We start from the raw sequence: 19,196 nt of genomic DNA, 5'->3' as shown, positions 1-19,196 counted from the left end.
CCTAAGGCAATTCACACATGATCATTAAGAAAGTACACCTGCTTTCGAGCATCTTTGAAGCTATATCGAGAGCCAATAAGTTCATTCTCCTCTAATCTGCTTAGTGCGTAGCGAACAGTTCGATCCGGTAATAGTGACTCCTCTGCAAGTTGCCCCTGCGAAAGCGGAGAATCAGTCTCAAGTACTTTAACAACAAGTTTGGCACTTGGTGGCAATTCTCGTAATCGACTACGGAACTCTGACTTCGACAGCTGAACTGCATTCTCCGGGTCGACAACACTGGTGCTCATATAACCGAAAATATTAGTATATGGTGTAAAGGTTATCTCGAAGTCTCTTAGTATAATACTAATACCTTATATGTCTTTGATAGGCGTAAGTCCACCAGTGAGAGTGTAACGGGTCATCTGACCCGTGGTCGTTTGGTTGATGACTCTCATAGTAAATGTGACACGCAGATACAAATACAATATCAAGGCGTATCCAATACGGTTTTACTATCTGAGTGAGCACATATGCGTAGTGTGAAAGGAAAAGAGTGGTATCAAGCTGATGACGTTGCGCAAGCATACGAGTCAAAGCGATTCTCACGTGGCGGTCAACTCATCGACCGTCGAGAGAAACGTGCTGTTCTTGACTCACTTAATCCCGTTACTGGCGCCGATATTCTTGAGATTGCTTGTGGGACGGGTCGGTTCACGGCGATGCTTGCAGAAAGAGGAGCGAATATTGTTGGAATTGATATTTCTGATGCAATGCTCGCACAGGGTCGCAGAAAGGCACGCAATAACGGCGTGAACGACACGCTTGAATTACTTCGTGGCGATGCTGCCCGACTACCTTTTCCTGACAATCATTTTGATGCAGTCTTTGCAATGCGATTTTTCCATCTTGCGGAGACACCAGGGACTTTTCTCACCGAAATGGCACGAGTCTCAAACGATATTGTCTTTTTTGATACGTTCAATCACCGCAGTACGCGTATTATCTATAATTGGCTTCTCCCAATGGGATCACACCTATACTCCCGGTCACAGGTAAAGAAACTTCTTTCAGACGCTGAGCTTGCGATGGTTGATGATACTCATGACTTTTTATTACCATATGGATTCTATCGCAAGATACCAAATGACCTTGCTCATGGGTTTCGCGACGTCGATAAATCGCTTGGAGAGAGTGAATTTGGTGATGCACTTGCATCAGTCTCATACTGGACTGCAACGGTGGACACTGATTCGGCGACGACAGATACAGCTGAGACCAATCTTGAAACATCACAGCATACACCCGACGGAACAGTCGCGGCAGATGATTAATATACTGAGTAATGCCTTCATTATCGCTTGATACCTCCAATGTTGACCTTTCGATTGTTATTCCAACATTAAATGGTCGTGAGCAACTTATCGATACTCTTGATGCCATTGCTGAACATGCTCCCGCAGCAGAGGTCATTGTTGTCAATGGTCCTTCCGCTGATGGCACGAGCGGAATGGTTCAAAATCGGACAGATGTTGACGTATTGATTGAGGTTTCAGAACGGACATTGAATGTTGCTCGGAATGCTGGTATTATTGAGGCAACAGGAGAGGCAATTGCGGTTTTGCAATATGATCTTACTATTGAGTCAACATGGGTTGATGCGATTATCTCAGGTCTCTCACGCGCAGCAGTCGTTACCGGACCCGTCCATCAGATGTTAGCTGCCGGAATGACAACGACTGCGTGTGAGCAGACCAATATCGGTTCCAAAACTGTGACATATTTCAATGGCGGAAATGTTGCATTTACTGCATCAACACTTGAGAATATCGATGGATTTGATGAGTATCTGAAGACTGGTGGGGCTCGCGATGCCGCTCACCGATTGGCTGCAGCAAGTGAACGCGTCGCATGGGAGCCGGAGATGTGTGTTCAGACCGAATATGAGACAGATGGTGGAATTAAACAGCGAGACACCGACTGGAAATACCGATCTTTGACTTATCGACTGGTGAAAAACTACGGTATCCGCCCTACTGTTGCCCGCCGAATACTCACCCATATCGGCGCTGATGCGGTTGATGCTGCCAGAGACGTTCTTGCGGATAACCGCGCTCTTTCAACTTATCTTAGTGTGGAGCGTGATGCTGCCACTGGCGCTATTGCTGGTGTTGTAACTGGGTTACAAGCACGGTTTGCTGACCGGTCAACAACTCGAAACCCTCACGGTTGCTCTGCACGCGCTGATCGCGCTGTTTCTCGACATGACTGGCGGTAGTATATCTGTGTGTATCACCAGTAACCAGCAATTGACATCCTCCTCCGCGCAAACGCCAAGGAATCCCAAGTGTGAGGAATTTCAGGTTTCACAGTCCCGCTGGACACCCAATCAGTCCGAATCTGAAGGTGTGTTCATGAGCTGGGCTGTCGCGGGTGGGACTGCTGGCGGTGCCAAGCCGCCGGGACTCCTATTCTCGGTCGCGTATGGCGTCCCAGTGTTGTTTTTGCCACAGGAACGCCACCACAATGTCACCAAACTCAGAGTTACTTGCTAACTTGCGTCCAGCAGTCACACCGCGTCGGTTCATTATACTTATATCAATCGACCGTTCGCCAGAATGATTCCGATTACTGCCTCATTGCTTCGGGCGGACAGGCCGGCATCGTAGGAAACTAGGAATCGCTCTGTTTCCCGCCCAATTCTTCGTTTTATGATAAACTATCTGTCAAATAAATCTTGTTGTGGAAGTTTGATATCACGTCTCTGTGGTTTGTGGCACTCAATGATGGCGCGTATCCGCGCCGTGAACGGGTGTGGTATTGCGCCTGTTCAGCATATAAGAACAAAAGATCTCCCTGATAGCACCAAGTTTATTACTCAGTTTGTACAGTGGCAGTATCGACTGATATACTAATTATGATCATGATTCTCATCTTCACTCTTAATCCAACTATCGAAACGACAATCCCACCGTGGTCTTGCGATCAATTGGTATGTCTATGATTCTCAAATCATTCTCTGTTCGTAAGTTACTTATAGAAGTGCTTGCATTTCTTAGTTGAGGTTTCATAACAATGTCGACACGAATGCAGCCGCTTGCGGTACTGACAGAGGAGAGTGAGCGTACTCGCGGTGAGGATGCACAAGACACGAATGTCCAGGCTGGAAAAGCTGTTGCGAGTTCTGTTCGGACAACGCTTGGTCCGCGTGGAATGGATAAAATGCTCGTTGACTCTGGTGGTGACGTTGTAATCACAAACGATGGAGCGACAATCCTTGGTGAGATGGATATTGAACATCCTGCAGCACAGATGATTGTCGAAGTGGCAGAATCACAGGAGGAATCTGTTGGCGACGGAACAACAACAGCAGCAGTCTTGACAGGTGAACTTCTGTCTGAGGCTGAGTCGCTATTTGACGATGGATTACATCCAACTGTCGTCGCTGAGGGATACAGCAGGGCTGCAGAGCTAGCACACGACGCTATTGATGCTCAGGCGGATAGTGTTGAAATCGATGATGAACTTCTTCAGTCTGTTGCAGAATCATCTATGACCGGCAAGGGAACCGGTGACGTGACCGCTGATCGCTTAGCTGGTCTTGTTGTTGATGCTGTACAACGAGTCCGTGCAGCCAATGATGAATTCGATGCCGACGATATCAAAACACATACTCAGACGGGCGCATCTTCCTCTGCGACAGATCTACTCGAAGGGGTTGTGATCGACACTGAGCGTGCTGCTGATGGAATGCCTACAGCAGTGAGTGATGCGTCTGTTGCAGTAATCGATGTTGAACTTGATCTTCGTGAAGGTGAGGTTGATGCAGAATACGCGATTTCGTCTGTCGATCAACTTGAGGCAGCCGTTGCTGCCGAAGATAATGAACTTCGTGAATATGCATCAACCCTCTCAGATGCCGGTGCTGATGTTGTCTTCTCAACAGACTCAATCAGTGACCGTGTTGCATCATACCTTGCTCGTGAGGATATTGTTGCATTTGAGGACATCGACGATGATGATGCTCGCACTGTTGCTCGTGCGACCGGGGCGTCTCGTCTTGGTCGGCTTGAAGAACTCGAAGCGAGTGATCTTGGCTCCGTCGATAGTGTTTCAACCGAGACATACGGTGAAGATGAACTAACTGTTATTGAGGGTGGTTCTGAAAGCACAGCAGCAACCCTATTAGTTCGTGGAAGTACGGACCACGTTCTTGATGAGCTTTCTCGTGCAATTGATGATGCAATAAACGCAACGACTGTTGCACTTGAGAGTGGTGTGGTCCCTGGTGCTGGTGGTACCGAGATCGCAATTTCCGATGCGATTCGCTCTGCAGCAGCCGGAATCGAGGGGCGACAACAACTCGCTGTTGAATCGTTTGCAGACGCAGTCGATGCTGTTCCTCGGACATTGGCACAAAACACAGGTATGGATCCAATCGATGCTGTTGTTGACCTTCGATCAACATTTGAAGATCAAGACTGTGCTGGTCTTGTGGCAACTGAACAGACCGGTGAGGTTGCGAATCCACTCACAGCAGGAATTGTCGATCCTGCAGGGGTTAAACATGAAGCAATTACCGCTGCGACAGAGGCAACAACAATGATTGTCCGAATTGACGACGTTATTTCCTCTGAGTGAAGTCATTGAGACATGAACTGCCGGTAGTCTGTCGCTACATATCTACAGGCAGAGCAGGACGAGTGCCTCGGGGCTTGACCATATGGGGTGAAGCCCGTCGGAACAGTTACTAAACCGCGTTCCTAGTATATCAGGACAGTCAGAAAACCCAAAAGACGGATTAAAGATCTTAATCTAACGCTGACTGAGACACGATATGGAAATGTGGTATTTCTCAAAACCCGCGTCTTCGACGTGGTGAGACGGACACTATCGGGTCGTGGTAGAGCGACCGACCCTCACGGACACCAACGAGGTGTTCGGGTGTTAATTCCAGCCGATCCCACACTCTCGGGGAAGGTCAAGGGGAATGAAATTCGCCTGCGTCCGTCCGCCCACTTTTCGGGCGACACGGACAAAACGGTGAAGCCTCGGGGCTTATCCCCGAGGTACTTCACCGGCCTGCATCTGCCGCATGTCAGTTGTGTATAATGTATCATCTATATTTGATATTCTCTCCGACCTGAAGAGCGAGGCTCTCTCCTCGATTCTCCGCAATTGCGGGATGCAAACAAGGACTTCAATGCATATTCGCGTCTAGTGTGTAGTGCTCCTGAGAACTTATTGAGGAGTTCAATTCAAAATATTGTCATAGAATAGCTGTTGATACCGTTGCATAGGACCGATGATTTAAAATGTTTCACGGAGCGCTAAAGGCCGTGGTATTGCGCCTGCTCAGCATATAAATCCGGAAGCAAACAGACGCTCTGAGCCGCGTATTTTACTTCACATCTAACAATATCGATGGTCAAAACCTTATTTGAACGGTATCTTTAACCTCAAGTTCAAATATCTCCGTCCCTCGCCCATGGTTGACATCGCACTCAACAAAACCATGACTCCCAACAGTGAGCAATGGGTCACCGGTATCAACATCAGCAAATGTCGATGTTACTTCTGCGGTTGTTGTCCCGACTGTAGCCATCTCACCAGCCCGGTCAGCAAGAAATGATCCTGGAATATTCGTTATTATGTTGCCAAAATCATCGATAACTAATACTTCACCCGTTGCGGTCGTATCGTCAGTGTCGATTGTTGCTGATGGGAACTTACATTGCACTGTTGCCGTGGCAGGAACAGATGTCACTGCATCAAGTGTTTCTACGGAAGCAATCCCACAGTCATGTATCGCGGCGGCAGCTGGCGCAAATACATCACGACCATGAAATGTTGCTGACTGAGGCTCTGTATATTCATACCGGAAGTACTCAATATTATTTTTCAGACCCATTGTTTCATCTTGCAACTGCTCACCGAGTTGACGGGCAACTGGTCGAAGAACACCATTATCTGGACCGATTAGAGCATGATCACCAACTCGAATCATAATCGCATCACGATCAGTTCCAACGCCAGGGTCAACAACAATAACATGAACTGCTGATGGAAAATACGGAATTATCTCTCGACACCAAAACGCCGCCGCTCGGACATCCTGTCGGGGGAGTTCATGTGTCACATCAATGAGCCGGGCATCAGTCGTCTGTAGTATCACACCCTTCATCGCAGCAGGGTACGGTGAGCCAAAATCAGATGAAAGGGTAATCATCGCTCAGTTGTGCCTGGATTCTGGTTTGGACTTGGATTTGAGTTCTCATCCATATCGTCACTCCGTGTCTCGATCTGATCATTGAGTGTATTCTCGACGGTCTCACTCATTTCGGTGTTGTCTTTGAGAGTGTCTGTTGCGCCAAGTCGACGCATTCGTTCAATACCATTTATTTCCTCAATTACATCAATAACCTGAGTTGGGACAAGTGACTGCCAGTCCTCATTGCGCACCATTCGGTCCCGAAGCGTACTTCCTTTCAGGATATCGCGATTAAACATCGGCGATTGTCGAACCTCAACGTCTGCTTCGCTGAATAATTGGATTACAAGAGGATTATTTGAGTATGCAACATCGAATGTTGGAGACATGCTTTGAACATGACTGACCCATACAGAGTTTCGGTCAAGATCCTCAATCGGCACTGCATATGTTGTAATATCAAAATCAGCAACTGATTTCGTCACCATCATTACCCGTTCACCGGCGGTGAATGGATTCCGCTGTGTGTGTGAGTGCCCGGCTGACCCAATCCCAAGCACTAATTCATCGACCTCAGTCGTAATCGCTTCAACCATCTTATGATGCCCGTTGTGATATGGCTGAAATCGACCGATATAGAACCCCCGCATATCTTTCTTGTTGTGACCATCACAAATAAATAATCCGAGTCAACCGGGTTTCCTGATTTGGGTAATATCGGTACTCTCACCGGGGATTATCGCTTGTTTATCACGATGAAATGGGGAGAAAGTATATGAGTGTTCCAGCCTTTATTCTCCATAGCGACGCATTCTATGAGTAACGATACGGACTCAGACGAGAACCCTCCGGCAGAGGGCAGCGGCTTTACCGATGAGACGCCAGACTCGTCACAACATGGCGATGATGGGCTCTCTGAGGAACATGCCAACGCCGAAGCCGGTACTGATACTGATACTGGCGCCAATGCAGGTGCCGATGGCCGTAGCGATGATTCCGGCCGCGAAGACCACGATGATCGCGGTGACCGCGACCGTGGCCATGATAGCTATAATGACTCTGTTGACACGGTTGATCCAGACGGTCCCACAGACCGTGAGAACGGGTCAATTGAAGAACTCGGCAGCGATGTTGAGGTTGACGCTGAGGTTAAAGACGATGTTGACGAAGATGACCTCCTCGGCGGATTAAAAATTAGCTCAACAGCCGAGATTGACGTCCCAGACCGACTTGTCGACCAAGTCATTGGGCAAGAACACGCACGAGACGTCGTCATGAAGGCGGCGAAGCAGCGACGACACGTGATGATGATCGGCTCCCCTGGAACAGGAAAGTCAATGCTTGCAAAAGCAATGTCAGAACTTCTTCCAAAAGAGGAGCTTCAGGACGTTCTTGTCTATCATAACCCAGATGATGGCAATAATCCGAAAGTTCGAACAGTCCCAGCCGGGAAGGGTGACCAGATTGTCGATGCCCACAAAGAGGAGGCACGCAAGCGGAATCAAATGCGCTCGTTCCTTATGTGGATCATCATCGCAATTGTTCTTGGATACTCACTCATCATTGCTGGTCAAATTCTACTTGGGATTCTTGCTGCTGGTGTTATTTACCTTGCATTCCGCTATGGATCGCGCGGTGGCGATGCGATGATTCCAAACCTCATCGTCAACAATGCTGACACGGCAACGGCACCGTTTGAGGACGCAACGGGTGCTCATGCAGGTGCACTCCTTGGTGATGTTCGCCATGACCCATTCCAATCAGGTGGCATGGAAACACCAAGTCACGACCGTGTCGAACCTGGATCAATTCATAAAGCGAATAAGGGTGTGCTGTACATCGATGAGATCAATACCCTTGATATTCGCAGTCAACAGCATTTGATGACCGCTATCCAGGAGGGAGAATTCTCAATTACTGGACAGTCTGAACGATCCTCAGGTGCAATGGTCCAGACAGAGGCGGTCCCAACAGACTTCATTATGATTGCTGCAGGGAATCTTGATGCAATGGAGAATATGCATCCTGCACTTCGGTCACGAATCAAGGGATACGGATATGAAGTGTACATGGATGATACCATTGAGGATACTCCAGATATGCGGCGAAAGTACACTCGATTTATTGCTCAGGAAGTCAATAAAGACGGTCGACTTCCAGATTACAACGCTGAAGCAATTGAGGAAATCATTCTTGAGGCTCGTCGCCGCGCTGGTCGAAAGGGGCACCTCACGCTTGAGCTCAGAAATCTCGGCGGTCTTGTCCGAGTTGCTGGTGATATTGCCCGCGCTGCAGATGCTGATTACGTCAGACGCGATCACGTGCTGCAGGCGAAAGGACGTAGTCGGTCAATTGAACAGCAGCTTGCTGATGACTACATTGAGCGCCGGAAAGACTACGAACTTCAGGTATCCGATGGCTACCAGGCTGGTCGTGTGAATGGTCTGGCTGTGATGGGCGAAGACTCAGGTATTATGCTTCCCGTGATGGCAGAGGTAACACCATCACAGGGTCCTGGTCAGGTCATTGCAACTGGACAACTCAAAGAAATGGCACAAGAGGCTGTTGATAATGTCTCTGCGATCATCAAGAAATTCTCTGATGAGAACATTTCTGAGAAAGATATGCATATCCAGTTTGTTCAGACAGGACAACAGGGTGTTGACGGTGATTCAGCATCAATTACTGTCGCAACAGCAGTAATTTCGGCACTTGAAAACGTTGGTGTCGATCAATCACTCGCAATGACGGGCAGTCTCTCCGTCCGTGGTGACGTTCTGCCAGTTGGTGGCGTCACACACAAGATTGAGGCAGCCGCCAAATCCGGGTGTGAGCGAATCATCATCCCAGCAGCAAATTCACAGGATGTAATGATTGAGGAAGAATACGAGGAAATGGTTGAAATCATTCCCGTCTCACATATCAGCGAAGTGCTTGACATTGCTCTCGAAGGTGAAGCTGAAAAAGACTCACTTGTTGCGCGGCTTAAGAGTATTACCGGATCGGCTCTTTCACAGAGTAAGAACGAAACGGTCTCTGGACCGTCAAACCCAAGTCCGCAATAATAACACGCGGATTACCCGCGGTCTCTTTCTTTTTCTTTTTGTTTGACGTCTATGTTACTATTTTTCAATACGGTATCCGAAGAGACCATTCAAGCTAATTATGCGTCACCATTGAACTAGTATTAATGCCACAATGGGCAACCTTCGTTGGATTTACATTTATTATTACTGCCGGGCTTCTGGTTCTCTCACACGCTTCACGTGGAGCGATCAATACTACCTCAGATATGGACGCTTCGACGATAGCTGGTGATATTACCCAGAATCAGACGGAAGATTCGGAACCACGTTCACATTCATATCAAGATTATGTAGCTGAAGAACTCTCTGAACCCGTCATAACAGCTACACACACAGAATCAGATTCTAACGCAGAGCAGAACAACGAGAGTGATACGAACGATACAGTCGGTCCGACTCAGTCATCTACCAAGACAACTGATCATATTGTACCCTCAGGCGATACGGCAATTACCGATGTAAAACACGCTGATGATGAGCATGAGAGCTATCAGACACGGCTATCAACGATAGCGTTACTTGCTAATGTTACTATTTCACAGGGACTATTCGCAATGTTGTTGATTAGTGGTGCATGGATTGCGCGCATTCCTGTCTCAGCATTTGGTGTTGGGATGGGTCCGACGAAAGCGCTCATACTTGCTTTAGGGGTCGGCACGGGTGTTATTCTATATATTGGCAATGAGGTTGGGTCGGGACTTGGCGCGCACTTTGGGGTTGACAATGGCGAGACACTCCGGTCTGCACTTGCCCCCGAGACATCACGTGGATGGGTTGTGCTTTTGTTTGTTGTGTTACCGATTATTGCGGGATTTGAGGAATTATTATTTCGCGGTGCGCTCATAGGCGTCATTGCCACCGGGTACAATGTCTCACCATGGATTTTAGCGGTTGTTTCATCTCTTGCATTTGCGCTTGGACACGGAGCGCAGGGACGAATCGGGATTGCCGTGACAGGGGTGTTTGGATTTGTCCTCGCGGCTGTTTTTGTTCTGAGTAATAGTCTTCTTATTGTGATTATCGCACATTATATCGTGAATGCGCTCGAATTTATCGTACATGAGGGGTTTGATATTGAATTATATTCTATGTCGGACACGTGATTCTTTGCAGTAGAGAGCAGTATGTGAACTATGACACGAACTGATGTCACAGCAACAACGCACATTGATGCTCCTGTTGCAGTGGTGTTTGAGTATTTGGATGATCCAACAAATCAACCAGAATTCACACCAAGTCTGACGCGCTCTAAACCGATTGAAGAACTCTCGAATGGGGGAAAACGCGTTGCATATACATATTCAATGGCTGGAATTGATCTTACCGGTGAGATCACGGCAACAACGTATGAACCCGAATCAGCCATCCACTGGGAGATGGACGGTGATATTACTGGTGAGATTAAATGGGCTTTTGAGGCTGATGGAGAGACGACCATATTCTCATACACTGCACAGTACGATATTCCCGTGCCAGTTCTGGATTCGGTCGTCAAGCCATTCGCTGAGCGATATAATGAGCGTGAACTTACTACAGCACTTGAGAATCTTCGAACCCGTATTGAGGCTGGATCTGAGGAATAAGAGTTGCTTATTCCCCGTATGTGATCAAAGTCAGACCTAAAAAATGGAAAGGGCAGCGCACACTGTATGGTATCAACTTTGCGGTGGGTGGTCAATACACTGCCAAGTCGGGACAGAATTTTTTGATATGACTCTCATATGTCATTCACGATACTGTTTCAATCTGCTCTATATCTTGAAGTTGTGTAATAACATCCGATGGCGCCCCGCTTGGCGCATCTCGGACACGATGATCAGGAACAATCAACGGGATTGGGTTCTCAGCAAGCGCACGCTGGGCAGTTGATTGATCATCCGTCTTATCTTCATCAAGTCCCGCCATCCGGAGAATGCGGTCGAGACTTACCTCTTCGCCATATGGAACATTTCGTGTTGCCTCCAGCACACGCCGTTGGTCTGTTGGGACAGTGAGTGCAATATCGACGTCTGCGAGATGGTCTGAGTCACCGTTGAGATATGTATTAATACGATCGAGTAATGCGTGATCATCATCAGCATCACTCGGGACTGTCGGTTGAAAATCGACGCTCACGACACGTCCACTTGCAAGCCCGACTGCGATAGCTCGATCAATTTGTGTAAAATACCGAGCGAAAATACCAAGCTCTGTACTCATATGTTGTGGTTTGTGCTACCGCCGTTTGAACGTTAGCCGAGTGAAACACGCAAGCCTTATGTGCAATTCAGTTCATTAATGAACATAGATGGACGCTAGTGAAGAATCTCTTGCACCTGCGGTGCAATCAATTCTTACGGCTGCAAAACAGCGTGCTGGTGGCACATCTCGATGTAGCGTCGATGCAACATCGTTTCAGTCAGCTATCTCAGCAACTGAGGCAGCCGGTCAAACCCCAGTCATTGCAGAGATTAAGCCAACCAGTCCAACAACTGATGGAAAGCGAGATGATGACCCGGTTGCACTTGCATCAGCAATGGTCGAGGGTGGTGCAACTGCATTATCAGTATTGACAGAGCCAGAGCATTTCGGTGGGTCGGTTGAGACTCTTGCTCAGATACGCAATGTGGTTGAGGTTCCGATTCTTCGGAAGGACTTCATTGTGCATGAATCTCAACTTGATGCGGTTGCGGCTGATATGATTCTTCTTATTGCGCGGTTTCTCGATAGACCGGAGACAGATTCACTAAAGCAGCTGTATAACGCAGCACAAAATCGTGGATTCCAGCCCTTGGTTGAGGTTCATACCCGTGATGAACTTGAACGTGCAATTGAAATTGGTGCCAGCATTATTGGAGTCAACAACCGTGATCTTGGTCGCCTTGCGGTTACTCTTCAAACCTTTGAGCAACTGGCACCACACGTCCCTGATGATGTCACACTTATTGCCGAGAGTGGTATCAAGACAATTGAGCACGTTCAACAAATGCGTGCGGCTGGAGCCGATGCATTGCTTATCGGGACGGCTATTATGAACGGAGACGTGCAAACAAATACAAGACGGTTTACAACCGTAACAGACACAGACATACAAGACACAACAACGGAGACACATACATCATGACACAACGATACGCAGACGGGAAATTCGGTGAATATGGCGGACAGTACGTTCCAGAGGCATTGATGCCTGCTATTGAGGAATTAACTGACGCGTATGAGCGTTACGTGTTAGAGAATGAAGACGGATTCATGGATGAGTTCCGAGCGCGACTTCGGGATTTCGGTGGTCGACCAACACCAACGGAGTACGCAGAGCGTCTATCAGAGCGACATGGCTGTGATGTATATTTGAAGCGCGAAGATCTTCTCCACGGTGGTGCACACAAACTTAATAATGCCCTCGGACAGGCGTTATTAGCGAAATATATGGGTAAAGAGCGAATTATTGCTGAGACCGGTGCCGGTCAGCATGGCACAGCAACTGCGATGGCAGCCGCTCATCTCGATATGCCCTGTGAAGTGTATATGGGTGAACGCGATATTAATCGACAGCGTCCGAATGTATTCCGAATGCGACTCAACGGGTCAGAGGTAACGCCTGTTACAATCGGTCGTGGAACACTCAAAGAAGCTATCTCTGAAACGATGCGTGATTGGGCAACAAACGTCGAAGACACACATTATATTATTGGCTCAATTGTCGGTCCACATCCCTTCCCGTCGATGGTTCGTGACTTCCACGCAGTTATTTCTGAGGAGGCACGACGACAGGTGCGTGAACAGACCGGTGGACTTCCCGATGCTGTGTTGGCATGTGCTGGTGGAGGGTCAAACACAATGGGGACATTTGCACACTTTATCGATGATACGGATGTTGACCTCTATGCTGTTGAAGCAGGCGGATCAAGTCTTGAGGTTGACGAAGACGCTGGTGTTGCACCGAATTCAGCATCATTATCAACCGGCGATGAGGGCGTTCTGCACGGTGCGCGAACCAAGCTACTGCAGGATAGTGATGGTCAGATTATGGAAAGCCACAGCGTCTCTTCTGGGCTTGATTATGCTGGTGTTGGTCCGGAACTCGCACATCTTGTCGATACGGACCGTGTGAATCCAGTAAATGTTGATGATGAAGCTACACTTGCTGCATTTCATCGAGTCTCACAACTGGAGGGCGTTATTCCAGCACTTGAGACTGCACATGCCTTTGGATATCTTGAAGAACAGGGGAGTGCTCTCGGCGACAGTATATTAATTAATGTTTCCGGACGCGGTGATAAAGATCTGGAAATAGCGATTGAGGAGACCGCTGAACACGACATCGATATTGCTCCCGATATGTCTGAATTCGCTGGAGGATTGTGAATGTCCAGCGGTAATACACAAGAACAAGAACGGATGGAAGGACAGGGGCTTGCATCTGCATTCTCTGACGGTCCAGCATTCGTTCCATATCTTGCAGCAGGTGACCCAGATTATGAATCTGGGCTTGCATATGTGGAGGCACTTGCACGCGGTGGCGCTGATATCATTGAACTTGGACTTCCGTTCTCAGAGCCGATTGCTGAAGGACCAACAATCCAGAGTGCTATTGTTCGGTCGCTTGAAGCAGGGATGACTCCAGATCAGTTTTTTGAGTTTGTCACCGACCTCGATGTCGATCCAACTGAGGTTCCACTCGTGTGCATGACGTATTATAATCTCATCTATCAATATGGTGATGAGGAGGGTCCGCGACCGTTTGTTAAACGCGCCGCGGATGTTGGACTCTCAGGATTTGTTGTTCCAGATTTGCCCGCTGAGGAATCAGATCCGCTCCGGACAGCTTGTAATGAGTTTGGGCTTGATCTTGTATTTATTGTCGCTCCAACGACGAAAGGCGACCGACTTAATACGATTATGTCACAGGTATCAGGATATGTCTATGTGCAAGCGCGACTTGGTGTGACTGGTGCCCGTGATGATGTCTCGACACAAACCGAGTCAAGCCTCTCGCGGCTTGATGCATACGATGTCCCGAAGGCAGTCGGATTTGGAATTAAGACCGGAGAGCATGCCGAACGGATTGTCGCTGGTGGTGCTGATGGCATCATCGTTGGAAGTGCATTGGTTGATATCGTTGCTTCGGGGACTGAAGCTGGCGATTCAACAACAACGGTTGCTGACCGACTTGAAACAAAGGCTCGCGAACTTACAGATGGGGTCCAGCGAGGGTATCAAAAACGGATGCCAAAGCCGGATACATGAACATATTATACGCATGACTGTGCTGTATTGTTGATTTTTGATATAGAACAATTGTGTACAGGCGGTCAAGATAACTGCCCCGGGATGAGTTCACATATCGAACACTAGTATGGATATGACGGAATATCATTACCTCGAAATGACTATAACCGCCGATTGATACAGGTTAACATATAATGAACACAGGAGCAGGAGCCAGATCAGGACTCATTGCACGACTCAATCGTATCTCGACAGACGGGCGGTACCTCATTGTCCCAATGGATCATGGTATCACACTCGGTCCAGTCAAGGGGCTTGTCGATCTTGAGTCGACTGTTGATGCGATTACTGATAATGGCGCAGATGCTGTTCTCACACAGCGTGGGGTTGCCTCTCGGGTTCATCCAAATAAGAATACAAAGGGGTATATTGTCCATCTAAACGGATCGACCGTTATCGGTCCTGATACGACGGATAAACGACCGACTGGAAGCGTTGAGGGGGCTCTTCGCGCCGGCGCTGATGTCGTTTCATTTCATATAAATATTGGTAGTGATCACGAGCCTGATCAATTGACACAACTAAGTAATCTGACCGAGGAGGCTCACCGCTATGGTATCCCTGTACTTGCAATGAATTACGCTCGTGGACCAGGTATCGATGAACATGACCCAGAGAGTCTTGCTCATGCTGTCCGAATTGCCGAAGAGCTTGGTGCAGATGTGGTCAAAACGGCGTACTCTGGAGAGCCTGAATCATTTGAGCAGGTGTGTGCAGCCACACAGCTCCCGGTTGTCATTGCTGGGGGAAGCCGCGGGACTGATCGCCAAACTATTGAGATGGTCCGAGGGGCAATCGATGCCGGTGCGGCAGGCGTCTCCATGGGGCGTTCGATATTTCAACATGATAATCCTGGGTCAATTACACGAGCAGTCAGTGCTGTGATACATGACGGTGCCAGCGTTGATACCGCACTTGATATTGCTGGACTTGAGATCGAAGTCTGACGCGGATGCATACGACCCGATGTGTGGGGTGTGGGGTGTTGTATCTCTTATTTACTGAAGGTCAATTTCACACCGAGACGCATGGGATTGATTCGCTCATCTGACACAACAGAGAGTCGCCACGTTCAAGCGCGCTGGCCGAGTCGACCCGATAATGACAGAATCACGCTCACATTCACGTCGTGTATGGATAAAAGCAGATAGTGATGTTGGTGACTGGAAAACGCGAAAGCGTCGTATCATAACGGGACTCGAAGCAGGCGTTGACTGTGTGCTTGTCGACCCAGAGGATATCTCACGTGTTCAATCGCTTGGTGATGTTTCAATAGCAGCATTTACTTCGACAGCAGATAGTGAGACCCATCGTAGCGCTGAAACAGAGGGGGTTGAAGAGGCTGACACTGTTGTTATTGGAAAAGAAAGCGAAAGTGACGGGACAGATGATTTCCCGGAAACACTCTCTGCATCAGCTGATCTAAGCGCAATTGAAACTCATAGTAATAACACTGTGGCTGAGACTGGTGCATATATTCGAATTCTTTCAGAAGAGTATGAAGCGTTAGCTGAGACTGCAGCGGCAGATGCATCATATACTATTGTAATTGGTGAGGACTGGACGATTATCCCGCTTGAAAATCTCATTGCACGTATCGGTTCTGAGACGACCCTTATCGCCGGTGTTACATCAGCTGAAGAGGCACAGACCGCCTTTGAGACGCTTGAGATTGGGGTTGATGGTGTCTTGCTTGATACCGATGACCCAGATGAGATACGTGAAACGGTCGCTGTCCGCGACGCTACTGAGCGTGAAACGCTTGAACTTGAATGGGCGACTGTGATCGATATTGAGCGCGCCGGGATGGCTGATCGCGTCTGCGTTGATACAGCGAATCTCATGCAGCATAATGAAGGAATGCTTATTGGAAGCATGAGCCGTGGGCTCATATTCGTCCATGCTGAGACAGCCGAGTCACCGTATGTTGCATCGCGTCCGTTTCGTGTAAACGCTGGCGCTGTCCATGCGTATCTTCGAACGCCTGATGGTGGCACGGCATATCTTTCAGAATTACAAAGTGGTGATACCGTTCAGGTCGTCAATACTGATGGACAAACACGTGAAGCAATCGTTGGTCGCGTGAAAATCGAAAAGCGCCCAATGTTTCGAATTGAACTCGAGTATGATGATGACCGCGTTGAGACACTACTACAAAATGCTGAGACGATCAAGGTCAATACACAGTCAGGACGAACAGCAGTCACAGATCTTGAGTCTGGAGACGAAATTCGGTTATTCTATGAGGAAACAGCTCGGCACTTCGGTGAGGTAGTGGAAGAAAGCATCATTGAGAAGTAAGCTCATTTAGCTCATTCTCGGGTGGTATCAGTATCAATGCGGTGATTCCTTTATTTGAAATGGAGTACCCATATGAGCATTTCAATTCGGATGAGCATGATTTTGAACATAAAAAGTCAGATATTATCAGTGAGTGAATTACCCCACCCGACTCCGCTATCGCTTCATTGAGACTGAGGCTTCCGTGCTCTCGTATCGAACGTTCTGCTTCTGTGATAATATTTGCAAGCGGTACGTCCGGATGACGCGTACCCACAGTGATACCAGTCTCCACAGATGTTCTGAGTCGGACTGCCCCAGCCCTACTCAATAGTAACAATGATAACTCATAGTAATTAGTGCAAGTCTTTATCGCCGTGATTATCCGTGCCGTGATAGGAGCCGCTGAAACCGCGTCATTCGACACCGTCGGTGAAGCTATTCGAACTAATCGCTATCAGGCTGACCGTGGTTGGTATATCACTCTAAGTCAGTCTGATGAATACTGCTCTCACAATTTAGTACGAGAAAGCATGCTAGTTACGTCTTGGCGAGATGATACACGGCGGTATCCCCTCCCTACTCATTCGTTTCACTCACTCCTTGAGGAAGGGGACTTATTCTTGTAATTATTAAATATAGGATTGCTTAGGATTATAAATAGTATATTAGATTTCATTGCGATATGGTTACGACGATGGAGACAAGCAAATTGAAGCGTTTTTATGAGTGAATACTAATGTACAATTACGGGCTGGTAGCTTAGGCTGGTCTAAAGCGTCTGGCTCTTAACCAGAAGATCGAGGATTCAAATTCCTCCCGGCCCGCTTACTATATTGCTTCACTGTGGTCTAATTTCGACATAAGATATTCAATAAGATTGGTATCAATGCATACATATCAGCAAATCTGTCTCTCATAGCGCTATCATAATATACTAAAAGTCGGTACTTCACGAATGAGTCGAAACTTCCAGCGACAGTGACGGCCGAATAGTCATATTCTATATGGTTTCTCGGATGAGTTACAAAAATCAGTGAGTTGCTTTCCACTTCGAACAGAGTACGCACTCAAATAGCTCGTTTCCCCCGTTTTCGACTACTTCTCGAAGAGAGCTGTTGCTCATACAGAGGCAGACTGGCCAGGGCTGACCGTGGTCAGCCCGCGGCCGCTTGGTATGACGGTGGAATACCTGTCCCGTTCATCTTGATCTTCCACCGTCGCTCCAACTGCTCCTCCAACTCCCTCCGAATCCAATCGCAAAACACAGAGAACGTGAACTCTTCAGGTAAGTCGCGCCCGCCCCGCTGCGGGCGGGCGACGACGGCCCAGCGAAGCACCAACCAGAGGTTCTCCAGAATAGCAGCCACGAGCATGAAGGCAAACCGAACGACGGGGTCACGAGTTGTCGTGACCCCTCGTGCCTGCCGAATCAGCCGGTAGGTCGTCTCGATGCCTGATCGTTTCCGATAGATCCGTTCGACCTGTTTGGCGGTATGATCGGTAACGCCGCAAGCCACGTAGCCACGGACAACCTCGCCGTGTTTGTTCCGATCACCGTTCTGGTAGGAGACAGAGACCGCGAGCGGGACACGGAGTTCCCGCTCGCTGTCTTTGTACATGCGGTAGGTCGTCATGTACGACTTGTGCACGTCGAGTTTCTCTTTCATGCGATCTCCTTTCTTTGGAACGTGAACGACTGTGGCAGCGATTTCTCGTGACCGACGAATCACACGCTCATTGAAGAAACCGCTGTCAGCAAGCAGCAACTCGATCTCAAAGGGGTAGTTCTCGACGCGGGCGAGCACGCGCTCGACCGCGTCAGCCTCTGTCTCGTCGTTACGAACGTACGTCATCGCCAGCGTCACCGGTTTTCCGTTGGAAACGACGTACGCTGTACAGTATCGATGGCACGTGGTCGTGCCATCTTTCGGAGCCATCGAGCAGAGCTCTCCTTCCTCGTCGTAGTGGTCGCCGTGATAGGGGTTGTCGATGAAGTCGATAGAGACGATTCTCGACTGCTCTGCGTCGAGAATCGTCATAGCGAGGCGGCTAAGCTGGAGGTTAGCAACGACTTCGAGCCACCCACGATTGAGTGTGTGAAGCCACGCCAGAACAGTATCATCGCAGGGTGTTCCATCGTGTTCGTTGCAGGTTTCCCAGATTGAGGTTTCGTTCACGCAGGCAAAGATAACAACGAGCCAGATATCGCCGGGGTCGAGGGGGCTCCCCTCGACACCCGGCAGTGGGAGCGGAGAAATAACCGCTTCCGCGGTATCTTTGACTTCTGATGCCGAAAGGTACCCGTCTGGGTCTGTAAGGTCTAACACATCCAGAACCAGACATTTCTTTCCGGTTAACTCACC

The 19,196-nt window shown here is 48.5% G+C and carries 15 protein-coding genes, 1 tRNA gene and 1 pseudogene; 12 read left to right on the top strand and 5 right to left on the bottom strand.

Annotation, left to right across the window (positions count from 1 at the left end; translation table 11 throughout):
• Positions 1-11 precede the first annotated feature (11 nt).
• The gene (locus HQRW_RS00975) at positions 12-290 is read right to left on the bottom strand and encodes a winged helix-turn-helix transcriptional regulator (RefSeq protein WP_011570464.1); all 279 of its coding nucleotides are present in this window, start codon (positions 288-290) and stop codon (positions 12-14) included.
• Positions 291-524: 234 nt separating this feature from the next.
• Between HQRW_RS00975 and HQRW_RS00970 the strand changes: the two genes are divergently transcribed.
• The 3 genes from HQRW_RS00970 to thsA all read left to right on the top strand — a co-directional run bounded on the left by HQRW_RS00970 (position 525) and on the right by thsA (position 4,623).
• The gene (locus HQRW_RS00970; protein ID WP_011570463.1) at positions 525-1,316 is read left to right on the top strand and encodes a class I SAM-dependent methyltransferase; all 792 of its coding nucleotides are present in this window, start codon (positions 525-527) and stop codon (positions 1,314-1,316) included.
• Positions 1,317-1,327: 11 nt separating this feature from the next.
• A complete protein-coding gene (locus HQRW_RS00965; protein WP_014555092.1) occupies positions 1,328-2,260 on the top strand; it encodes a glycosyltransferase family 2 protein in 933 nt (310 codons plus the stop codon).
• Between the two features lie 797 nt (positions 2,261-3,057).
• Positions 3,058-4,623: a thermosome subunit alpha gene (thsA, locus tag HQRW_RS00960; protein WP_014555091.1), complete on the top strand. Its 1,566-nt coding sequence runs from the start codon at positions 3,058-3,060 to the stop codon at positions 4,621-4,623.
• Positions 4,624-5,410: 787 nt separating this feature from the next.
• Here thsA and HQRW_RS00955 read toward each other — a convergent pair.
• The gene (locus HQRW_RS00955) at positions 5,411-6,211 is read right to left on the bottom strand and encodes an SAM hydrolase/SAM-dependent halogenase family protein (RefSeq protein WP_014555090.1); all 801 of its coding nucleotides are present in this window, start codon (positions 6,209-6,211) and stop codon (positions 5,411-5,413) included.
• Between the two features lie 131 nt (positions 6,212-6,342).
• Positions 6,343-6,843, bottom strand: a pseudogene (locus tag HQRW_RS00950) (nicotinamide-nucleotide adenylyltransferase); the annotation flags it as partial.
• A 165-nt stretch (positions 6,844-7,008) separates the two neighbouring features.
• Between HQRW_RS00950 and lonB the strand changes: the two are divergent.
• From lonB to HQRW_RS00935, 3 genes are all read left to right on the top strand, one after another.
• Positions 7,009-9,258 (top strand): ATP-dependent protease LonB, encoded by a 2,250-nt coding sequence (gene lonB / locus HQRW_RS00945; RefSeq protein ID WP_011570458.1) that lies wholly within the window; start codon positions 7,009-7,011, stop codon positions 9,256-9,258.
• Between the two features lie 125 nt (positions 9,259-9,383).
• Positions 9,384-10,382 carry a CPBP family intramembrane glutamic endopeptidase gene (locus HQRW_RS00940; protein ID WP_014555088.1) on the top strand — a complete coding sequence of 333 codons (999 nt, stop codon included), beginning with the start codon at positions 9,384-9,386 and terminating at the stop codon, positions 10,380-10,382.
• A 30-nt stretch (positions 10,383-10,412) separates the two neighbouring features.
• Entirely contained in the window at positions 10,413-10,862 is a 450-nt protein-coding gene (locus tag HQRW_RS00935; protein ID WP_011570456.1) for an SRPBCC family protein, read from the top strand.
• A gap of 145 nt (positions 10,863-11,007) precedes the next feature.
• Here the strand turns inward: HQRW_RS00935 and HQRW_RS00930 are convergent, their stop codons facing one another.
• Positions 11,008-11,478, bottom strand: a complete 471-nt coding sequence (locus HQRW_RS00930; RefSeq protein ID WP_014555087.1) for an MGMT family protein — start codon at positions 11,476-11,478, stop codon at positions 11,008-11,010.
• Between the two features lie 88 nt (positions 11,479-11,566).
• On the opposite strand from HQRW_RS00930, the gene trpC reads away from it, so the two are divergent.
• The 6 genes from trpC (at position 11,567) to HQRW_RS00900 (ending at position 17,657) form a co-directional block, all read left to right on the top strand.
• A complete protein-coding gene (gene trpC, locus HQRW_RS00925; protein ID WP_014555086.1) occupies positions 11,567-12,382 on the top strand; it encodes an indole-3-glycerol phosphate synthase in 816 nt (271 codons plus the stop codon).
• Positions 12,379-13,626 (top strand): tryptophan synthase subunit beta, encoded by a 1,248-nt coding sequence (gene trpB, locus HQRW_RS00920; RefSeq protein ID WP_014555085.1) that lies wholly within the window; start codon positions 12,379-12,381, stop codon positions 13,624-13,626. Before trpC ends, trpB begins: the two co-directional genes overlap by 4 nt.
• A gap of 33 nt (positions 13,627-13,659) precedes the next feature.
• Positions 13,660-14,508: a tryptophan synthase subunit alpha gene (gene trpA / locus HQRW_RS00915; protein WP_014555084.1), complete on the top strand. Its 849-nt coding sequence runs from the start codon at positions 13,660-13,662 to the stop codon at positions 14,506-14,508.
• Positions 14,509-14,684: 176 nt separating this feature from the next.
• Entirely contained in the window at positions 14,685-15,497 is an 813-nt protein-coding gene (locus HQRW_RS00910; RefSeq protein ID WP_014555083.1) for a 2-amino-3,7-dideoxy-D-threo-hept-6-ulosonate synthase, read from the top strand.
• Positions 15,498-15,651: 154 nt separating this feature from the next.
• Positions 15,652-16,851: a 3-dehydroquinate synthase II gene (locus HQRW_RS00905; protein WP_014555082.1), complete on the top strand. Its 1,200-nt coding sequence runs from the start codon at positions 15,652-15,654 to the stop codon at positions 16,849-16,851.
• A 730-nt stretch (positions 16,852-17,581) separates the two neighbouring features.
• A tRNA-Lys gene (locus tag HQRW_RS00900) sits at positions 17,582-17,657 on the top strand.
• Positions 17,658-17,987: 330 nt separating this feature from the next.
• Here the strand turns inward: HQRW_RS00900 and HQRW_RS00895 are convergent.
• Positions 17,988-19,160: an ISH3-like element ISHwa13 family transposase gene (locus HQRW_RS00895; RefSeq protein WP_014555081.1), complete on the bottom strand. Its 1,173-nt coding sequence runs from the start codon at positions 19,158-19,160 to the stop codon at positions 17,988-17,990.
• Positions 19,161-19,196 lie beyond the last annotated feature (36 nt).

It is taken from the genome of Haloquadratum walsbyi C23 (assembly GCF_000237865.1).
Classification (GTDB): domain Archaea; phylum Halobacteriota; class Halobacteria; order Halobacteriales; family Haloferacaceae; genus Haloquadratum; species Haloquadratum walsbyi.
The sequence above is the reverse complement of the archived record's forward strand: the minus strand, read 5'-3'. Positions and strand labels throughout refer to the sequence as shown.

Excerpts from the sequence above, each read along its gene's own strand:
- HQRW_RS00975 (WP_011570464.1), bottom strand. The coding sequence starts at position 290 with ATGAGCACCAGTGTTGTCGACCCGGAGAATGCAGTTCAGCTGTCGAAG.
- HQRW_RS00965 (WP_014555092.1), top strand. The coding sequence starts at position 1,328 with ATGCCTTCATTATCGCTTGATACCTCCAATGTTGACCTTTCGATTGTT.
- thsA (WP_014555091.1), top strand. The coding sequence starts at position 3,058 with ATGTCGACACGAATGCAGCCGCTTGCGGTACTGACAGAGGAGAGTGAG.
- HQRW_RS00955 (WP_014555090.1), bottom strand. The coding sequence starts at position 6,211 with ATGATTACCCTTTCATCTGATTTTGGCTCACCGTACCCTGCTGCGATG.
- lonB (WP_011570458.1), top strand. The coding sequence starts at position 7,009 with ATGAGTAACGATACGGACTCAGACGAGAACCCTCCGGCAGAGGGCAGC.
- HQRW_RS00940 (WP_014555088.1), top strand. The coding sequence starts at position 9,384 with ATGCCACAATGGGCAACCTTCGTTGGATTTACATTTATTATTACTGCC.
- HQRW_RS00935 (WP_011570456.1), top strand. The coding sequence starts at position 10,413 with ATGACACGAACTGATGTCACAGCAACAACGCACATTGATGCTCCTGTT.
- HQRW_RS00930 (WP_014555087.1), bottom strand. The coding sequence starts at position 11,478 with ATGAGTACAGAGCTTGGTATTTTCGCTCGGTATTTTACACAAATTGAT.
- trpC (WP_014555086.1), top strand. The coding sequence starts at position 11,567 with ATGGACGCTAGTGAAGAATCTCTTGCACCTGCGGTGCAATCAATTCTT.
- trpB (WP_014555085.1), top strand. The coding sequence starts at position 12,379 with ATGACACAACGATACGCAGACGGGAAATTCGGTGAATATGGCGGACAG.
- trpA (WP_014555084.1), top strand. The coding sequence starts at position 13,660 with ATGGAAGGACAGGGGCTTGCATCTGCATTCTCTGACGGTCCAGCATTC.
- HQRW_RS00910 (WP_014555083.1), top strand. The coding sequence starts at position 14,685 with ATGAACACAGGAGCAGGAGCCAGATCAGGACTCATTGCACGACTCAAT.
- HQRW_RS00905 (WP_014555082.1), top strand. The coding sequence starts at position 15,652 with ATGACAGAATCACGCTCACATTCACGTCGTGTATGGATAAAAGCAGAT.